General features: G+C 40.1%; 20 protein-coding genes. 14 read left to right on the top strand and 6 right to left on the bottom strand.

Annotation, left to right across the window (positions count from 1 at the left end; all coding sequences use genetic code 11):
* Window positions 1–160: 160 nt before the first annotated feature.
* From dusB to I6F53_RS03790, 8 genes are all read left to right on the top strand, one after another.
* Complete coding sequence (gene dusB, locus I6F53_RS03825; RefSeq protein ID WP_024603689.1) at window positions 161–1132, top strand: tRNA dihydrouridine synthase DusB; 972 nt, start codon at window positions 161–163, stop codon at window positions 1130–1132.
* Window positions 1133–1151: 19 nt separating this feature from the next.
* Complete coding sequence (gene fis / locus I6F53_RS03820; RefSeq protein ID WP_002957804.1) at window positions 1152–1442, top strand: DNA-binding transcriptional regulator Fis; 291 nt, start codon at window positions 1152–1154, stop codon at window positions 1440–1442.
* 325 nt (window positions 1443–1767) lie between these two features.
* Window positions 1768–3354, top strand: coding sequence for a bifunctional phosphoribosylaminoimidazolecarboxamide formyltransferase/IMP cyclohydrolase (purH, locus tag I6F53_RS03815; protein ID WP_197238551.1), 1587 nt, complete (start codon window positions 1768–1770; stop codon window positions 3352–3354).
* 106 nt (window positions 3355–3460) lie between these two features.
* Window positions 3461–4282: a class I SAM-dependent methyltransferase gene (locus I6F53_RS03810; RefSeq protein ID WP_197238550.1), complete on the top strand. Its 822-nt coding sequence runs from the start codon at window positions 3461–3463 to the stop codon at window positions 4280–4282.
* Window positions 4283–4297: 15 nt separating this feature from the next.
* On the top strand, window positions 4298–5581 hold the full coding sequence (gene purD / locus I6F53_RS03805; RefSeq protein WP_197238548.1) for a phosphoribosylamine--glycine ligase: 1284 nt from the start codon (window positions 4298–4300) through the stop codon (window positions 5579–5581).
* 112 nt (window positions 5582–5693) lie between these two features.
* Window positions 5694–8234, top strand: a complete 2541-nt coding sequence (locus I6F53_RS03800) for an EAL domain-containing protein (protein WP_197238547.1) — start codon at window positions 5694–5696, stop codon at window positions 8232–8234.
* Window positions 8235–8256: 22 nt separating this feature from the next.
* A complete protein-coding gene (locus I6F53_RS03795) occupies window positions 8257–9066 on the top strand; it encodes a DUF2797 domain-containing protein (protein ID WP_197238545.1) in 810 nt (269 codons plus the stop codon).
* A gap of 6 nt (window positions 9067–9072) precedes the next feature.
* Window positions 9073–9366: a hypothetical protein gene (locus I6F53_RS03790; protein ID WP_197238544.1), complete on the top strand. Its 294-nt coding sequence runs from the start codon at window positions 9073–9075 to the stop codon at window positions 9364–9366.
* A gap of 8 nt (window positions 9367–9374) precedes the next feature.
* Here the strand turns inward: I6F53_RS03790 and I6F53_RS03785 are convergent, their stop codons facing one another.
* The 6 genes from I6F53_RS03785 to I6F53_RS03760 form a co-directional block, all read right to left on the bottom strand.
* A complete protein-coding gene (locus tag I6F53_RS03785) occupies window positions 9375–10292 on the bottom strand; it encodes a histone deacetylase family protein (protein ID WP_197178034.1) in 918 nt (305 codons plus the stop codon).
* Window positions 10293–10410: 118 nt separating this feature from the next.
* Window positions 10411–11952: a serine hydrolase gene (locus I6F53_RS03780; RefSeq protein WP_197238542.1), complete on the bottom strand. Its 1542-nt coding sequence runs from the start codon at window positions 11950–11952 to the stop codon at window positions 10411–10413.
* 15 nt (window positions 11953–11967) lie between these two features.
* Window positions 11968–12462 carry a gamma-glutamylcyclotransferase family protein gene (locus tag I6F53_RS03775; protein ID WP_197238541.1) on the bottom strand — a complete coding sequence of 165 codons (495 nt, stop codon included), beginning with the start codon at window positions 12460–12462 and terminating at the stop codon, window positions 11968–11970.
* A gap of 32 nt (window positions 12463–12494) precedes the next feature.
* Window positions 12495–13121, bottom strand: a complete 627-nt coding sequence (locus I6F53_RS03770) for a LysE family translocator (RefSeq protein ID WP_197238540.1) — start codon at window positions 13119–13121, stop codon at window positions 12495–12497.
* Between the two features lie 11 nt (window positions 13122–13132).
* On the bottom strand, window positions 13133–13906 hold the full coding sequence (locus I6F53_RS03765; protein ID WP_197238539.1) for a hypothetical protein: 774 nt from the start codon (window positions 13904–13906) through the stop codon (window positions 13133–13135).
* Between the two features lie 59 nt (window positions 13907–13965).
* Window positions 13966–14451 carry a CreA family protein gene (locus tag I6F53_RS03760; RefSeq protein WP_197238538.1) on the bottom strand — a complete coding sequence of 162 codons (486 nt, stop codon included), beginning with the start codon at window positions 14449–14451 and terminating at the stop codon, window positions 13966–13968.
* 209 nt (window positions 14452–14660) lie between these two features.
* Here I6F53_RS03760 and I6F53_RS03755 point away from each other — a divergent pair, with 209 nt between their 5' ends.
* The 6 genes from I6F53_RS03755 (at window position 14661) to I6F53_RS03730 (ending at window position 19065) form a co-directional block, all read left to right on the top strand.
* Entirely contained in the window at window positions 14661–14990 is a 330-nt protein-coding gene (locus I6F53_RS03755) for a 5-carboxymethyl-2-hydroxymuconate Delta-isomerase (RefSeq protein WP_166421783.1), read from the top strand.
* A gap of 583 nt (window positions 14991–15573) precedes the next feature.
* Complete coding sequence (locus tag I6F53_RS03750; protein WP_197238537.1) at window positions 15574–16917, top strand: tyrosine-type recombinase/integrase; 1344 nt, start codon at window positions 15574–15576, stop codon at window positions 16915–16917.
* Window positions 16914–17585, top strand: a complete 672-nt coding sequence (locus tag I6F53_RS03745; RefSeq protein WP_197238535.1) for a hypothetical protein — start codon at window positions 16914–16916, stop codon at window positions 17583–17585. The genes I6F53_RS03750 and I6F53_RS03745 overlap by 4 nt, the downstream gene beginning before the upstream one ends.
* Before the next feature lie 79 nt (window positions 17586–17664).
* Window positions 17665–17865, top strand: coding sequence for a hypothetical protein (locus tag I6F53_RS03740; protein WP_197238534.1), 201 nt, complete (start codon window positions 17665–17667; stop codon window positions 17863–17865).
* Between the two features lie 2 nt (window positions 17866–17867).
* Entirely contained in the window at window positions 17868–18155 is a 288-nt protein-coding gene (locus tag I6F53_RS03735) for a helix-turn-helix domain-containing protein (RefSeq protein WP_197238533.1), read from the top strand.
* A 313-nt stretch (window positions 18156–18468) separates the two neighbouring features.
* Window positions 18469–19065: a YagK/YfjJ domain-containing protein gene (locus I6F53_RS03730; RefSeq protein ID WP_197238532.1), complete on the top strand. Its 597-nt coding sequence runs from the start codon at window positions 18469–18471 to the stop codon at window positions 19063–19065.
* Window positions 19066–19243: the final 178 nt, after the last annotated feature.

The following is a 19243-nucleotide window of genomic DNA, read 5'->3' as shown; positions in this document are numbered from 1 at the left end:
CTGTACGAATTTCAAACAAATAAACCCAATTGTCATATGGTTATCAAAAGTCAATACGAAAAGGGCAAAAAAAAGTTACTTTTGTTCAATTTATAGCCTTTGATTTTTGCTAAAAAAACCGTAAACTTAGCGCCCCTTGAAAAGAGGCCTATTGAATATAGTGCGTATCGGTAAATACCAACTTGAGAATAATGTAATTGTCGCGCCAATGGCTGGCATTACAGACAGACCATTTAGACAACTTTGCCGTCGTTTAGGCGCAGGGCTAGCTGTTTCTGAAATGCTATCGTCTAATCCTAAGGTTTGGAAAACGGAAAAGTCGATGAATCGTATGGATCACAGCGGTGAGTCGGGTATACGCGCGGTGCAAATTGCAGGAGCAGACCCTGAGCTTATGGCGCAGGCCGCACAATTCAATGTTGCTAACGGTGCACAGATCATAGATATCAATATGGGGTGCCCAGCAAAAAAAGTGAACAAGAAACTCGCAGGCTCTGCCTTATTACAGTTTCCTGAACTTGTGGAAGAGATTATTGATGCAGTCGTTAATGCTGTTGATATACCTGTGACACTTAAAATCCGTACAGGATGGGATCCGGATAACCGTAATGGTGTAGAGATTGCGAGAATAGCTGAACGTTATGGCATTGCATCACTTGCTGTACATGGGCGTACGCGCGCATGTATGTACAAAGGTGATGCTGAGTACGCCACGATTAGGGATATAAAACGTTCAGTGTCGATTCCTGTTGTTGCCAATGGTGATATTACATCACCAGAAAAAGCAAAGCAGGTTTTAGACTATACGGGTGCAGATGCCATTATGATTGGCCGAGCCGCCCAAGGTCGCCCTTGGATATTTAGGGAGATAGACCACTATTTGCGAACTGGGGAACATTTACAGCCACCTGCTATTGCAGAGGTACGCAGTATTTTAATGGAGCATTTAACAAACCTCCATATGTTTTACGGTGAGCCGATGGGAGCGCGAATTGCTCGCAAACATGTATCTTGGTATTTGCAAACCCATGACAGTGATGGTCAGTTTAGGCGAGTATTTAATGCGCTCGACAACCCACAGGCACAGGTCGTCGCATTAGAGCAATACTTTAAAACACTAGCAGCTAACTAAGAAAGAAAGAGACTTAATAATGTTCGAACAAAACGTGACTTCTCCATTTATCACTAACCCTCATGTTCAGTCACACGAGAAACCGCAGCCATTGCGTGATGCAGTAAAAAAAGCTGTTCACCACTATTTAAAACAGCTTAACGGTCAAGATGTGCAAGACGTTTACGACCTTGTTCTTTCAGAGCTAGAAGCGCCATTACTTGAAGAAGTAATGACATATACACGTGGTAACCAAACTCGTGCAGCTATTTTACTAGGTATCAACCGTGGTACTTTACGTAAAAAGCTTAAAAAATACGGCATGAACTAATACCAATTATATTGAAAGCGTAAGTATTCTAACGAGCTAAACAAGCCCATAACGTCGTTAAAAATTTCTTATGTAGAATAACTACACAGCAAAATTTTTGCCTTGTTATAGACTTGTTTTTCTATCGTTATAACTACTTACTAATCCAATACAACTAGTATTATGCAAAAAAAGCACCCTAGGGTGCTTTTTTTATGCCCGTAATTTAATAGCCAAATTGCAAAAAGCTCATGGTTAATGGATCGTTATAAGTCGTTTTTTGAGTAGTAATCAGTTAAAATGCCCGCTTCTAAGCTAGCTCATTAACTGAGGAAATCAAACTACAATGGATACTCATCGTCCCATTCGTCGCGCACTATTAAGTGTGTCTGATAAAACCGGTATTGTTGAATTTGCCCGCGCACTAGAAGCGCAAGGTGTTGATATATTATCAACTGGCGGCACATGTAAACTACTTGCTGATAACGGCATAAAAGTGACTGAAGTGTCAGATCACACAGGTCATCCTGAAATCATGGATGGTCGTGTAAAAACACTTCACCCAAAAATTCACGGCGGTATCTTAGCCCGTCGCGGACAAGATGAAAACGTAATGGCAGATAACAACATTTCTGCTATCGACATAGTTGTAGTTAACTTATACCCCTTTGCGAATACTGTCGCTCAAGAAAACTGCAGCCTTGAAGATGCCATTGAAAATATTGATATTGGCGGCCCTACAATGGTTCGTGCAGCAGCTAAAAACCACAAAGACGTAACAATAGTGGTAAACGCGAGCGACTACGACCGTGTTATTAGTGAAATGCAAAACAACAATGGCTCTACTACGTACAAAACACGTTTTGATTTAGCTATTGCTGCTTACGAGCATACAGCTGCATACGATGGCATGATTGCGAACTACTTTGGTAAAATGGTTCCTGATTACACAGAGGAAGCTGCTGTAGAGACTAAATTCCCACGTACTATCAATATGCAGTTCACTAAAAAGCAAGATATGCGTTACGGTGAGAATTCTCATCAAGATGCTGCTTTTTATGTTGAAAGTGACATCGCTGAAGCATCAGTTGCAACGGCCACTCAACTGCAAGGTAAGGCCCTTTCGTTTAATAACATTGCAGATACCGACGCAGCTCTTGAGTGTGTTAAAGAATTTGACGTACCAGCGTGCGTAATTGTAAAGCACGCTAACCCGTGTGGTGTTTCAATTGGGGGCAATATTCTTGAGGCATACGAGCGCGCTTTTAAAACAGACCCTACATCAGCATTTGGTGGCATTATTGCCTTTAACCGAGAGCTAGATGCCGCAACTGCACAAGCAATTGTTGACTGTCAGTTTGTTGAAGTAATTATTGCACCTAGTATTTCGAGCGACGCTGCAAAAATTATTGAAGCTAAAAAGAACGTTCGTTTATTAGAATGTGGACAGTGGACAGGTAAAGCCGCTGGCCAAGACATTAAACGCGTTAATGGCGGTATTTTAGTTCAAGATCGCGACTTAGGCATGGTAACGCAAGGCGACTTAAAAGTTGTTTCTAAGCGCCAGCCTACAGAGCAAGAACTTAAAGATTTACTGTTTTGCTGGAAAGTAGCTAAGTTTGTTAAATCAAACGCAATTGTTTATGCCCGTGACGGTATGACCATTGGTGTAGGCGCAGGCCAAATGAGCCGCGTATACTCAGCTAAAATTGCAGGCATTAAAGCAGCTGACGAAAACCTTGAAGTTAAAGGTTCAGTAATGGCATCTGATGCATTCTTCCCATTCCGTGATGGAATTGACGCAGCCGCAGCCGCTGGTATTACTGCGGTAATTCAGCCTGGTGGCTCAATGCGCGACGAAGAAGTGATTGCAGCCGCTGATGAAGCCGGTATGGCAATGGTACTTACTAGTATGCGCCATTTCCGCCACTAATCACACAAAGGGTTAAACGTTGGTTTAACACTTTTTGTTTGCTATAAATTCACGTATTCTGATTATTCAATAACCTATTTAAAATTATAATGTGAAGGAACAAACAATGAAATTTGCGCTAAAATCGCTACTTGTAGCCACACTAACGATGACATCGACTATGGCGCTTAGCCATAACCACGAATCGAGCCTTGAGCATGCACTTCAATCAAGCGAACGCAGCGCTAAAAACAGCGTTCGTGACGAATATCGTCACCCGGCTCAAACATTGGCATTTTTTGGCTTTAAACCAACTATGACAGTTGTTGAAATTGCGCCAGGCGGTGGTTGGTATAGTGAAATTTTAGCGCCAGCACTAAAAGAGCAAGGCACTTATTATGCCGCGCACTTTCCTGCTGATTCATCAGTTGGCTACTACCAACGCTCTCTTGCGGGCTTTAAACAAAAAGTAGCTGAAGATGAGCGCTTTAGTAGCGTTAAAATTACTGAGTTTGCACCTGTAACACATTTAGATATCGCGCCAGCTGGCAGTGCCGATATGGTTTTAACTTTCCGTAATGTACATAACTGGTATATGGGTAAAGATAAAAGCGGTGCATTAAGTGCATTCCAAGCTTTTTATAAAGTCCTTAAACCAGGTGGTACATTAGGTTTAGTTGAACATCGTTTAGCTGAAGAACGAGCTGACGAAGATCAAAAAACCACAGGCTACATGAAGCAGAGCTACGTAGTAGACCTTGCTAAACAAGCTGGGTTTGAATTAGTAGCAAGCAGTGAAATAAATGCAAATCCAAAAGACACAGCCGATCACCCTAAAGGTGTATGGACGCTGCCACCAAGCTTAAGACTCGGCGAACAAGATGCCGACAAATACAAAGCCATTGGTGAAAGCGACCGCATGACGCTGAAATTTAAGAAATCGCTTTAAATAGGAATTTTCGCCATGAATGTTTTAGTCATTGGCAGCGGCGGCCGCGAACACGCTCTTGCGTTTAAAGCCGCTCAAAACACCAAAGTAAATACTGTATTTGTAGCCCCTGGTAATGCAGGTACTGCACTTGAACCAAAACTTGAAAACGTAGCAATAAACGTTGACGACTTAGAGGGTTTACTTAGTTTTGCACAACAAAACAAGGTAGAGCTTACTATTGTAGGTCCAGAAATACCGTTAGTACTGGGTGTTGTTGATAAGTTTCGTGAACATAACATGGCTATTTTTGGCCCTACAGCGGGTGCAGCTCAGCTTGAAGGCTCTAAATCGTTTACTAAAGACTTTTTAGCACGCCATAATATTCCATCAGGCGATTATCAAACGTTTGAACAAATTGAACCTGCCCTTGCTTATTTAAAAGAAAAAGGCGCGCCAATTGTTGTAAAAGCAGATGGTTTAGCTGCGGGTAAAGGCGTAATTGTCGCCATGACCGAGCGTGAAGCTGAAGATGCTATTCGCGATATGCTTGCGGGTAATGCGTTTGGCGATGCAGGAAGTCGTGTTGTTATCGAAGAGTTTTTAGACGGTGAAGAAGCGTCTTTCATTGTAATGGTTGATGGCAAAAATGTATTACCCTTTGCCACCAGTCAGGATCATAAGCGTGCTTACAATGGCGATGCCGGTCCTAACACGGGTGGCATGGGTGCATACTCACCTGCGCCAGTTGTTACGGATGAAATCCACCAGCGTATTATGAACGAAGTGATCTACCCTACGGTAGAAGGCATGGCAAGCGAAGGCCATCCGTACACCGGCTTTTTATACGCAGGTTTGATGATTGACGAAACAGGTACCCCTAAAGTAATCGAGTACAACTGTCGTTTTGGCGACCCTGAAACTCAACCAATGATGCTACGTTTACAATCAGACCTAGTTGAATTGATTGAAGCTGCTAACCGTGTAGAACTTGATAAAACAACGATTAAGTTTGATTCACGTGCAGCCGTGGGTGTTGTACTTACAGCTAAAGGTTACCCTGGTGATTACCCTAAGGGTGATGCTATTTCGGGACTAAAAGTTGATTACCCTGCGGGTGAAAAAGTGTTTCATGCGGGCACTAAGCAAAGTGGCAACGACGTTGTAACCGCAGGCGGTCGCGTATTATGCGCAACAGCACTCGGCAACACTGTTACAGAAGCACAGCAGCGTGCCTATGAGCTTGTTAAAGAAATTAGCTGGGATGGTATGGAATATCGTACAGATATAGCTTACCGTGCTATTGCACGCGAGCAATAGCCTATAATACCTATTCATTGGTATAACCAGTTAATTTAACTAAAAAAGCGCAGTTTATCTGCGCTTTTTTAGTGCTACACTAATTAAAAGGTTTTTTAAAAGTGTACAAACGTTGGAACTAAGAACTTTACGCTATCATTCAATTGCTGCTGCCATACTGATATTTATATTTTTTATAATCAGTACATTGGCATCAAACCTAATCGTGCCTACACGATATACAATTGATAAAACGGCTCCAATGTACCTCGATTACGCCTACTATATTGACGAAACCAAAACTAAAACATTCGACACCATCATTAACCAACCTGAACTACTTACCCATCAACCATTTTCAGATGTGCCATGGAGTTTTAGCCATCAAAACTATTGGTTGTTTCTTGATTTAGAGAATAAAAGTCTTAATAAGCAAAACGTTGTAGCACACTTTGATAACCCTATGGTCGATCACTTAACTATTTTTCGTCTCGATAAAAACAATAAACTAATTGAAACTTACAAACTAGGCGATAAAGAAGAAGCCCTCTCTTTATTTGAATATAGCGTGCCGCATATTCGCTTTTCGGTAGAAAGAAAATCCTCACAGCGCCTAGTAATGAAAATAGACACAACCGGTATAAGTAAAACACCTGTAAACTTATATCGTGATAAAGAGTTTATTGACTTAGTACGCTCCCAGGCCGGGATCTGGGGGATTTTTGTAGGCGTGCTATTAATGGCTGCGCTTTATAATTTGGTGCTTTACTTTGGTATAAAGGACCGTGTTTATTTAATTTATATTGGCTACATAGTTAGCGCTATCGCGCTAATGGGAGCCGTATTAGGCTTTGGCTTTTACTTATGGCCTAAGCAATGGCAGCTCTTTATTCACGAACAAATTGTGTTTAGTAATTATGGCGTCGCCTTTTTTACTCTTGCTTTTTGCACCATGTTTTTACGCTATCATAAAGACAAATGCTGGCGCTACAAAATGAGCATAACCTTACTTTGGCTTATGTTTGTTCTTGCTGTATCTAGCTTGTTTATTCCTGAAAGCATAGCGGCGCCTATATTTTTTGGTGTGATGGCAGTCTTATATATTGCCTGTATTATTTTAATATATAACAAGTTACGCAGTGGTTTTAGATGGGCTAAATTTTATGTTTTTTCATGGGTACCACTAATAATTGGTGCGGTAATTCAACCTATGGAACTCACCGGCTTTTTACCGTATACCTTTACAACCCGCCATGCCTTTTTAGTTGCTATTTTGTGTGAAGTTATTTTAATGGCCATGGCACTAGCAGACCGAGTAAGGTATCAGCGCGAACGTGCGCTTTACCATGCTACGCATACACAACAAACAAAATTACTTAATAGCTCTAAACTAAAACAAGCATTTATGGCACTACAAAGCCAAAATCGCTCAACAACTTTGTGTTTAATAAAAATACGTCACTTTAATTCACTCAATACTATTATTACCTCCTCTCAGGGCTACACCCTTATAAAGCATGTAGCTAAAGAGCTGGAGTTAGAACTGAGCCATGAACGCGAATTTACAAACCTCGAAACAGATTTAAATACCAGTCCACGCTTAGCCGATTTAAGTAGTGGTGTATTTGCCTGTATTTCTACTAAAACACAAAACCAAGAAATGCTAGAAGCACTACTGACTAAAATAATTAGCAGCCTACCAAAACAATATGAAATTAAAGGGCTAAACCTGCAGCTTAGTTACAGTATAGGTATTAGTAGTGCAGGTAAGAGTAACGACTTTGAATATTGGTTAAAGCGTGGTTATTTAGCCCTTAAAAAAGCAAAAGGTAGTGTTAATCAAGTTGGGTCATCGTCAAACGGTAATAATCTAATGATGGACGTTGCTCTAGCCGCTAAGCTGCAACAAGCTATCAAAACAAATCAACTAGCGCTTTACTACCAACCTCAAATTAATTTATTGAGTAACAACGTCAGTGGTGCTGAGGCTTTATTACGTTGGCCAGACCCAACTTACAGTAACTTATCAATAGAGGAGTTGATAACACTTGCTGAGCACACCGGCATTATTAACGAGCTAACACTGTGGGTAATAGAGCAAGCCTGTAAAGACATAGTTGAGCTTATAAAAAATGGCTATAACGAGCATACAATTAGTGTAAATTTGAGTGCTAAAAATCTAACTATAAATAACTTAGCCGAAAAAGTAGAAAACATTTTAATTAAATACCAAGTGCCAGCTTACTTACTTAAATTTGAGCTAACCGAATCTGCCTTTGTAGACAGCCAAGATGCACTTATAAAGTTAGTTGATGAGCTAACCGCATTGGGTATTAAAGTGGTATTGGATGACTTTGGAACTGGCTATGCATCACTTAGCTACTTAGTTAACTATCACTTTAGTGAGCTTAAAATAGATAAGTCGTTTGTTTTTGATTTACCTAATAACCCAACTCATCAAGTTATTGTACAAACAGCGATTGATATGGCGCATAACCTCAATTTATCAATAACAATTGAAGGAGTAGAAACACAAGAGATTCATCACTTACTCAAAGATATGAACGCTGATAACGCCCAAGGTTATTTATACGCAAAAGCACTGCCTTACACCGACTATTTACACTTCTTAAAAAGCCAATATAGCTTAAAAATGTTAGACTCCTCTTTTTAACATCTTTAGGGGCCAAGTAAAGATGCAAGGCACACTGCGTAAACTAAAATCGAGCTTAACCGAACCAGTACAATATCACTTACCTGTAGGTGAACACCTAGTAGACTTAAATGCATTTATAGGTAAAGAGCTTACCATTACATTTAGTGGCACCATTCTATGCTCTAACTGCGGTAAAAAAACTAAAAAAAGCTATTCTCAAGGTCACTGTTTTGTATGTATGCGCAAGCTCGCTAGTTGCGATATGTGTATTATGAAACCAGAAACCTGTCACTACGACCAAGGCACCTGTCGAGAGCCAGAATGGGGCGAAGCGAACTGCATGATCCCACACTATGTATATCTCGCTAATACCTCAGGGTTAAAAGTGGGCATTACCCGCCACACACAAATACCGACTCGTTGGGTTGATCAGGGTGCGACTCAAGCATTGCCTATTTTTAAAGTGCAAACTCGCCTGCAATCAGGTTTAGTGGAAGTTGCATTGGCTGAATTTATTGCCGACAAAACTAATTGGCGCAATATGCTAAAAGGTCAAAACGAAGCAATTGACTTAAAAGCCGCTGCAGCCGAACTGATCCCACAAATTAGTGAAAAGCTAAACGAGTTAAGTGAGTTATTTGGCGCAACAGCAATAGAACAACTTGATGAAGATGTGGTTGATTTAGATTTTCCGGTAACCGAGTACCCAACAAAAATCAGCTCATTTAACTTTGATAAAGACCCTGTTGTAAGCGGTGTTTTACAAGGTATTAAAGGCCAATACTTAATTTTTGAAAAAGGCGTTATTAATATTCGTAAATTTACGTCTTACGAAGTGACAGTAGGCTAAAGTGCTATGTTAAACAGCTACCCACTGTTATTGGTTATTTATAATGAGCTTGAAATAGCCCATAACCAACAAGAGCAACAAGAGTGCTTACACAGTGTCATGCAAAGTGAGATAAGCGATGTGCGAGTACTTAATAAGCAAGGTGACTACCTTAATTTACAAGGTATTGCTTGCCCTGCTCTGAGTGGCGAGCAGCTAGCACTGTTGGTTACTGCTTACTTATTAAATGAAGGGCAATGCTGCCTTGGTAAAATTAAAACCCTAAGCACAACCCAGGCGTTTGATTTACTAGGGTTATAAAGCTCTCTTTAAAGCTCAGTAAGCACTTTTATATGCGCTACAGCACTTCTACCCAACGCTGATAGCGCATAGCCACCTTCTAAATACGAGATAACACCTTTGCATCCGCCCTCTTTTGTTACCTTACATAGCTGCTCGGTAAGCCAAATGTAGTCATCTTCAACAAACTTTAAGCTCGCCATATCATCTTCTAGGTGGGCATCAAACCCTGCGCTTATAAAAAGTAATTCAGGCTTAAACGCTTTTAATTTTGGTAACCATTGCTGAGTAAACACCTCTTTTAGGTCATCGCCATTGCTGGCAATTGGCAAAGGAGAGTTAACTATATGGCTATTATTTTTAACGGCTGTATTTGGATAAAACGGATACTGAAATAACGAACAAAGCAGTACGTTTTCGTCATCAATAAAAATGTCTTGTGTGCCATTACCGTGGTGTACATCAAAGTCAGCAATCGCAATCCGCTTAATCCCTTTGCTTTGAGCGTACTTAACGGCAATTGCTAAGTTATTAAACACACAAAACCCAGATGACGAATCTTTATTAGCATGATGCCCTGGCGGGCGTACTGAGCAAAACGCAGCATCGAGTTTGTCGGCAAGTATTTCATCAACCGCTAACAACCCGGCACCTACTGCACGCTCAATCGCTTTAAACGAATCGGGGCACAACCACGTATCGCCGTCTAAATTAGCGAGCCCTTCGGTTGGTAGCGTGTTTTCTACGTGTTTAATGAGCGCTTCATCATGGGCTAATAAATAATGCTCACGCTCAGCCTTAGGCGCTTGTAGGTGTGTTAAGCCAACATCTACACCACTTGCAAGTAATCGGTCGGTAATTGCATCTAGGCGCTCTGGGCACTCGGGATGGTCATCTATCATTTTATGTTTACGGCAATGAGGATGAGAAATAACAGCGGTACGCATAAAAAGTCCCTTACAAGGTGTAAAAACTTAATATAACAAAGCCACCGACAGGTGGCTTTGCGACTTTGGTTTATATTGATATTTAGAGTATCGATACTTTAAATATCAAAGCTATTAGCTACTTTGCTTTTAAATGCAGGTTTCTAAAGTCAAAGCTAAAGTCGGTTACTTGTGTTGATACTGCGCGCATTTTAGCGCTGTTCACTCTATTTTTAGTACTCATATCAAAAGTAATAAACGCATCTGCTTCAAGCAGCTTTTCATCCCACTTAACTATAAATGTATTACCGGTGTAATGCTCAAGTGTGCCTTTTAAGCGCTTGGTATGCGTAAAATCAATATGCAATTTACTATCAAGCTGCTCAATAATTACATCGCCATACCAATCATCATGTAATGTACCGGTATAATTAATGTTTGGTAATTGCAGTTGGTAGTCAGCCGGGGCTTCTGGTTTTGCATTAGCGTATGCTTGCTGTTTGCCTTCAAAATGACTTTTAGCTAAATCCTCTACCCAGTCTTTATCTTCAAGCTCAAGCGCATCTTCAAGTACTTCATGGGTTACTGCCGAAAGTGCACCAAAAGCTTGTTGGTTAGATAAAATAACAATACCGAGCTTTTTCTCAGGCAATAAAGTAACTTGCGATACCATTCCTAAAATACCACCACCGTGACCTAACTTTTTAAAGCCGTGGTAGTCTTCAATACTCCAACCTAATCCATAACCTCTAAACTGCTGATGATACGACTCAAACGCGCTTTTAGACGCCATAGACGTAATATGTGGGTGCCACATTTGCGCTTGTTGCTTTTCGCTAAACAGTTGCTCACCACTTGGCATTTTACCGCCCGCTAATTGCGTGCGAAGCCACTGGCTCATATCGCTTACACTTGAGGCAATGGCACCTGCGCCTCTAAAGTCTTCGAGGTAATTCACAAAAAATGGATGAAGCGTGCCATCCATAGGAATATGACCTGTAGCCCAGTTTTTATTACTTTTTGGAATACGCGAAAACCCCGCGCGCGAGTTATCCATGTGTAGCGGCTGTAATATGTTTTTTTCGATATAATCATTCCAACTCATACCCGACACACGTGCAACCACCTCACCAGCGGTTACAAACATTAAGTTGTTATAAGCGTACTTACTGCGAAAACTGCTAGCCGGTTTTAAATACTGTAATCCCGCTAAAATTTCATCAACTGACTTGTCGGTACTTGGCCAAATCATTAAATCGCCCTGCCCAAGTCCGAGCCCACTGCGGTGACTTAATAAATCACGAATACGCATTTCGCGTGTTACGTATGAGTCGTATAATCTAAACTCTGGTAAATGATCAATTACGCGGTCATCCCAGCTTAATTTGCCTTCATCAACCAACTTAGCCAGTGCCGCTGTCGTAAATGCCTTGGTGTTTGAAGCAATACCAAACAAGGTGTCTTTGTTTACTTTTTTGTTGGTATCGAGATTAGTTACACCAAAACCTTTAGCAAATATCACTTTATCGTTTTCAACAATGGCGACTGCCATACCGGGTACGTCAAAACGTGCCATTGACGCTTTAATAACGTCGTCAATTTTGTTGGTATCGACTTGTGCCCAGCTACTAAACGTAGTGCCAGCTAATAATGCAATTGCGGCAAGTTTGGTTAATTTCATATCAATCCTATTTTATTATTTTTGATGAACTGCAAACTCAATGGCTGCGCGTTCTTGATTGGTATCGCTTTTTTGTGCGCGATTTAATATGGCATCACTGTATTCTTTTGGTACGCCCGCTTCAAGTGATCCGCGATGAACGTGTTTTATGTACCAATCGTATGGGAGTACATCGCTGTCGTGCGTATTAGCTATATAACAATGTGCGGTTAGAGTCTCACCGCTTAAAAGCGTTGGGGTTATATCTACGCAATCGTAACCCACGCCTTCTATACCATCTAAAATAGCTTTTTCATCTTCATTGAGCTCATAAATAACGCCGTAAACCAGCGCGTCTTCTTTATCGCTTGGGCAAATACTGCATTTACCTGAGCCATCTTTAAATAGCATATCAAAAGTAAGTTCGTAGCCTTTAAGTACCGCAGTTCCTACACGCTTTACATTGGGTAAGCGCGCTAGCAAACGATTAAATGACATATTAGAGCCAAACGAAAAATTATATAACGGCATTTTATCTCCTACTCTCTCATTAAAAATATAACTTAAATAACAACGCGAATAGCCAAAGCAATTAAAATTACACCTATACCTCTATCAAACCAGTAACCACTTTTTTGAAAAAAGCCGCGCACACTCGGTTTACAAAGCACTAACGATAACATTGAAAACCACGCCCAAGTAGCCAATGCCATGTACACGCCGTAGCCGACCTGTATGCTAGTAGGTGTTGTTGGGCTAATCACGAGTGTAAATAACGACATAAAAAACAATGTGGCTTTTGGGTTTAATGCATTGGTGAAAAAGCCGCGTCTAAAGGCCAGCCAAACAGATTCTTCGGCTACCGTTTTTGTTTCTATATTATCTTGATTACTTGCTGGAGGTTTTGCAGCTCTGAGTGCTTGTACGCCTAAATAAGCTAAATATGCACCGGCAAGATACTTAAGCGCCATAAATAAACTAGGCGATTGCGTTAAAATAAGCGCCACACCTAAAACGCAATAGCCAACGTGCAGTAAAATAGCAGCGCCAACACCGGCGCTTGTCCACAGTGCATTGCGTCTACCTTGTTGCACACTTTGCTTAAGTACTACGGCAAAGTCAGGCCCTGGGCTTGCTACTGCAAAAAAATGAGCAATAACAATCAGTAAAAATTCATCTAAGTATTCCACGCAGATCCTTGCTAGTTTGGTGAATAAGCTAATAACAGCGGATTAGCCGAGTTATTTACCAATGCTTTAATTTCTTTTTGCGCTTTTTTAAACTGACCGCGCAAATGCGGCTTTAAATGCTTTTTAGAGTCTTTATCGTTTTTAAAGTAACTAATAAGAGCATGCATAAATACCGTGTGCGTTTCACTTAACTTAGCTTCACGATTAGCGTATGGGTTATAACAAGAGCCACACCCCCCTTTAAACTGATACACCGTGTTGCTCATCATTACACCAAACCCTAAAAAGCAGGCAAGCGCATCGGCAGCTTGTGGTAAATAATCTTTACCCCCAGGTGGTAATACACCAACATGATGAATAAGTATGGTGGCCAGTGTACCCGCATAACTTGCTACTAAATCTTGTGGCTGATTTATCTGATTTGGATTAAAAGAAATATTAATCGTATGGCTTGGCGGCACAATTAAATGACTACCTTCGCCACGTATTTGTTCACTAAATTCAAAATGCGGAAAAACCTGCGGTTGTAATTGCTGAGGTGCAACTAATTGAATAGGCCATGCATTCATACCCGCGTAATTAGTAACGCGGGTAAAAACGTTGGTCGCCATTTCTTCAATGCTCGATACCGAGTCAGGAAAAAACGTGGCTGTAGGTAGTATTATTTGAGTGTGCTTAGTAAAAAATTCAGCCTCAAAATTTTCTACAGCCCAAATAAATGTATCAATAAGCCATTGCTGTTCTTGCTGCTCTAATAATGGCTTTGATTTAAATAAAGCTAACATAGTGTGCTCTTTTAGGTTTCAGTTTAAGTGCTAGTTTAAGTGTTATTTTAGGTGCTGCTTTAGTCTTTTTGTGTAAGTGCCCAGTCCCACGCTTGAGTATTATATAGCGGCACTGTTGATAGCGCATGGTGGTGACTACCACTAGATTCTTTAGTTGAGTACGATAAATATAATAAGGTACGATTTTTAGCATCGTAAATACGGCGCACTTTTAGTGATTTAAACAAAATACTCTTAGATGATTTAAATATCACCTCGCCCGACTTGCTACGGTCTATTTTTTGTAGCTGCTGCGCTGTAATAGGCCCCGTTTGACGACATGCAATAGACATATCAGAGGGATCTGAAAAGTCCAAATTAGCCTCTATATGACTAATATGACAAGTAACGCCTTTGAGGATTGGATCTTGCTGCGAATTAACCACAACATCTTTAGTTGTAAATAACCCAAGGCTTACCGACGCAACATCATCAGAGCAAGCACTTAACGTAACAACTGCACCTGCAAGTAACGCTAAACGTTTAAATTTTTGTGGTAATTTCATACTTATCCTTAATCAATATATAGGTAACTTAGTAGCTAAGTTACTAAGCGAAGGTTCACCTGTTTGTTTTTATACTAACATCAAAAATAAATACGACTAAATTAGTTTAAAGTAAACATTTTAATGTCGTGAGGGGTTAGCGAGTATCGACGTATTTGCTACAATAAGGCTCTCGTCGCAAGTAGTAACTCATAATAGGAAACGCTGTAATGCCGCATATTATTATTGAACACTCAGAAGATCTCCCTGTATTACCACAAGTTCTCGTAGAAAAAATTCACAACACCGCCTTCCAAAGTAACTTATTTGAATTAGAAACCATAAAAACGCGCGCTATTGCTTATCAGCAATATCAACTTGGCGCAGGAAAATCAGGGTTTATACATATTGCGGTACATATATTGGCTGGGCGCTCAATTGAGCAAAAGCAAATGCTAAGCGAACTGCTACTTTCGTGCTTAAAAACGTATTGTCGCGATTCAGATAGCTTAAGTGTAAACATTTACGATATTGAGCATGAGATATACCGTAAAAATTAGTTAACTCTTGTAGTTTTGAGCAATAAAAGTAAACACTAATAACATAAAGCCCCGATTGGGGCTTTTTTGTATTCTTAAATTAGATGCTGCTGACTGTCATTTATAGCGCGGAGCATACATAGCATCTGATCTAACGCTGAAATTTAATAATGTATTTGCACTCTTTCTAATTTAAGAAAGCTTAGCTTAATCTATGGATTAACTTTATTTAGATTACTTTTTATTATTAGGGGTACTAAAGAATAATAAATAACACGAAATTAAATTCATGTAGTTTTGAATAATTTGAGTAGGTATTTACTTGGAAAGTTTGTAAAAGTGGTGGCCCCTCCCAGACTCGAACTGGGGACCTAACGATTATGAGTCGAAGAAGAAAAGCATTTACCCGCATTGATTGAACCTCAGAAACCCCCATAAATACTAGCCTTCAGCACAACAATCACATATGGCGCATTGTTTCATATTGATGTATATTTACTCAAAACAGATCCGCAGCCGTTCCGTGAGCGATCCGCAAAGATAAAAAGCCCTAACTATGCGCCAACACAGCTAGGGCTACCAGAAGAACCATAAGGAGGTTCAAATGGCTAAAGTAAATACTAACACTAATAAGGTAAATTTTACCGCTGACCGAGTACGCAGCTTTAAATGTGCCGATGATAAAAAAGAGTCCTTTCTATGGGATAGTGGTTGCACAGGGTTAGGCATAAGAGCTTACTCATCTGGTAAAAAAACATATATATTCCAAGCGTCAATAAATGGCAAGACAAAAAGAGCTGTAATTGGTCCTGTCGATAGCTTTGATATAAACGAAGCCAGAGATAAAGCGAACGAATATCAAAAAAATGCTAAAAACTTTATCAGCCCAACCAAAGTTAAACGAGAAAAAGCAGCTATAGAGTTAGCCGAAGAACAAGAAGAATTACGCGGCATTATCAAGTTAAAACAAGTATGGCTTGAATATATAGAATCGAACAAAAGTCGATGGGGCGAAAAGCACTATAAAGACCACCTAAAAGCAATACAAGAGCCTAATCAGCCTTGGGCTAGGGGCAAAGGTCGATTAACTAAAGCTGGTTGTTTATATCCATTAATAGACACAAAGTTGAAAGACCTAACACCTAAAAAGATTGAATCTTGGTTGCAAAAAGAAAACGAGACACGCGCAGGAGTTGCCGCGCAAACTTACCGCTTACTATTTGCCTGTTTAAGTTGGTGTACCGAACAAGAGCAATACACTGGTTTAATTGATGTAGCAAAACTAAAAACAAAAGACGTAAAAAAAACAGTCGTTAAACTGAGCGCACGAACCGACAGCTTACAAAAAGAACAGTTACCCGCTTTTTTTAAATATGTAAGACAAATACAAAACCCCATTATTTCAGCGTTTGTGCAAACACTACTCTTAACGGGTGCGCGAAGAAATGAGCTAGTGGGCCTTAAATGGACCGAACTAGATTTACAGTGGAATAGTATGACCATACGCGATAAAGCCACCAGCAGCGGCTCTGACGCAGGTTATAGAGTAATTCCCTTAACGCCTTATGTAGCTAGTTTGCTTGTTAACCTACCCCGTAGAAACGAATGGGTTTTCTCTACCCCTACTGGCACAACAGGCAAATTAACAGACCCTAGAAAAAGCGTAGAACCTGCCCTATCAGCCGCTGGTCTTGAGGGATTAACGCTACACGGTTTAAGACGCAGCTTTTCAAATCTTAGTGAATGGGTAGAAATTCCAACGGGCGTTGTTGCTCAAATCATGGGCCACAAACCCAGTGCCACCGCTGAAAAGCATTACAAACAAAGGCCGCTCGATTTATTAAGGAAGTGGCACACAACGTTAGAAGCTTGGATATTAAAGCAAGCTTGTGTAGCTATGCCTGCGATCAATGAGCAGCGCTTAACAGTGGTTGGAGGTGGACTATGATGGTTTCAAAAAGAATTGAGTGCATCAAGCTATACCAAGTAAAAGAGTTTTCTTTTTTGCATGTGAAATATGAGAAAGAAAACGTAGAGGAAAGTTATAGAGCTTTTTACTTTGTAGAATTAGCTTTTAAAGAGTACCAACTCTTTGGCGACGACTATAAATTATTAAAGGCTGTTGAGTTTGGTGTAAAGGAGTTACTTTTTGAAAATTATCGCGAAGATTTTCTAGACTATATAACCCGAAAAGAAGCTAAAGGACAAGTAGGAAAATCAAAAGAATCTGACGCCAACATATTGTTTTCTCGTGATTTCATCTGGAGAAAAGTACACTACTACCTTGGGCAAGGAATTAAATTACACGCTACTAATGGAGCATTAGTTCTAGCTGGCGAGGATTATGGTTCGATAGGTAGAACCACAGCAAAAACACGCTACAAGGAGGCCGCAGAACTTCTTGAACGAGCAGCAAATGACAAAAGTTCACCCAATGTATTACGTTTAATCAAAGACGTATATTTCAGAAGAGGACGCATTGATAAAGTAAAGGAAATAATTAATGCGGCAATAGTAAATAAGAAAGGAAAAGAGTACGGAATTACGCTTGCCTGCCAAGAGCTAAAAATTAAAAGAAGCGAGTGTTTGAAGTTCTATGAAGCTAATGGTCAATAAAACCCAAATTTAATTGACCATCAACAACTATCCATCCCCTCTATATTAGACCCATATTAAACAACACAAGCAGAAAGATATGGCTACAAATATAGTAACAAACCAAAGAATAACCACAGAACAGCTTGGCTATGCTGTACACACGAAACCCAACAGCATTAGAACGCGCCTATGTAAAACAGGCAGCTTTTACGGCATTAAACCAATCAAACTCCCATCAGGCCGTTTATTATGGCCTGCCGAAGCTGTGCAAGCTTTATTAACTGGTAAGGGAGTTTAATCATGGCTAAACGCGCCCTATCAGCTACAAACCAACAAGTTCAAGTTGCAAAGTATATAAATAATCATGGTTCTATTAACCGCTATGAAGCTGATGCTATCGGTATCTGTCATTTAGCCCCACGTATCAATGCTCTTAAGCGTCGGGGCATTAATTTTCATTGGATTAATCAAATAATAATAGACTCGAACGATTTTGAACATAAAGGCATAAGACGTTACTGGTTTGATTATGAAAAAATGACGAAAGAACAAATAGAAACGCTTACTAAGTTACTTGGGAAGTCCTAGAACGCATAGCTAAACACTATACGAACTAAGACTAATAACCACAGCTGGTGGGGAAGTTTGGCGACCTAGCCACCAGCTAATTAAGAGTAACTTATTCATGCTTAATATTCATTTTTTTTACTGTCTGAATTTTATTTTTTGCTTTATAAAAGTTTGGCGGTTTTGTCTTTACTCACACTTGGCGGTTTTGTCTTGGCGGTTTTGTCCGTGGGTTATTGCTTTAAGCCCAGCAGTGGCAATATGTGCATTGTTATTAGGTAGTGCAATTTCAGACGGTCGTTTATATTATCCCTTTAAAAGTACCTGTTAGTTTATGCAAAAACATAATCGTAAAAATACAACAGGTCGAAAACACATTTCAAAATCCAATACTGTTTCCCATCGAGGTGAGTTAATACCTGTTAATGCTGGTGGTTCGGGTTGCTACCCTTACATGCTTAAAAAATCATTTGAACAATTTGATATAGGCTTGGATAAATGGAAACGGCAAGTATTTGTCATGGTTGAATTGCACCAATCCGAACCGACCGATGACAATAAACGAATGACGCTATTTAGAAAGCGATTGATGACACGTATTACCGCGCATTATGGCATTACTGAAATCGGCTATTGTTGGGTAAGGGAGTTAGAAAACGCCAAGGCACAGCATTATCATGTCGCATTATGGCTTGATGGTGACTTGGTGAAAACATCACACTACATTTGTAAAATTGCCAAGCAGGTGTGGGAAGATATGGGCGGGTTTTATTCCAAAAATAGAAGAAGCTATATCTATGTAGATTCGCCAGAGGAAAGGCTTAATGCCTTACATTGGTTATCTTACTTGGCAAAAGGCCGAGGCAAGGGCTATAAAAGCACTCAAACTAAGGACTACAGCACAAGTAGGCTCAATAAACCTAAAAGCTAAATACTGTACTTGTAGTTGATGGTTATTCACTCGTAGTTTAATAAGTCTGTTTATTGTCAAAAATTGACTTTGCTACTGTTAAGGGCTGTTAACATTTATAGGGTTTTCTGACTCCATAAAAAGCTAAGTTTTCCTAGTACTAGAACCTCATAAAACCTGAGGAGCTTAGCAAAACTCA

Source organism: Pseudoalteromonas sp. SWN29 (assembly GCF_015864465.1).
Taxonomy (GTDB): domain Bacteria; phylum Pseudomonadota; class Gammaproteobacteria; order Enterobacterales; family Alteromonadaceae; genus Pseudoalteromonas.
Note: the sequence above shows the minus strand (reverse complement) of the source record. Positions and strands in the feature narration are given on the sequence as shown.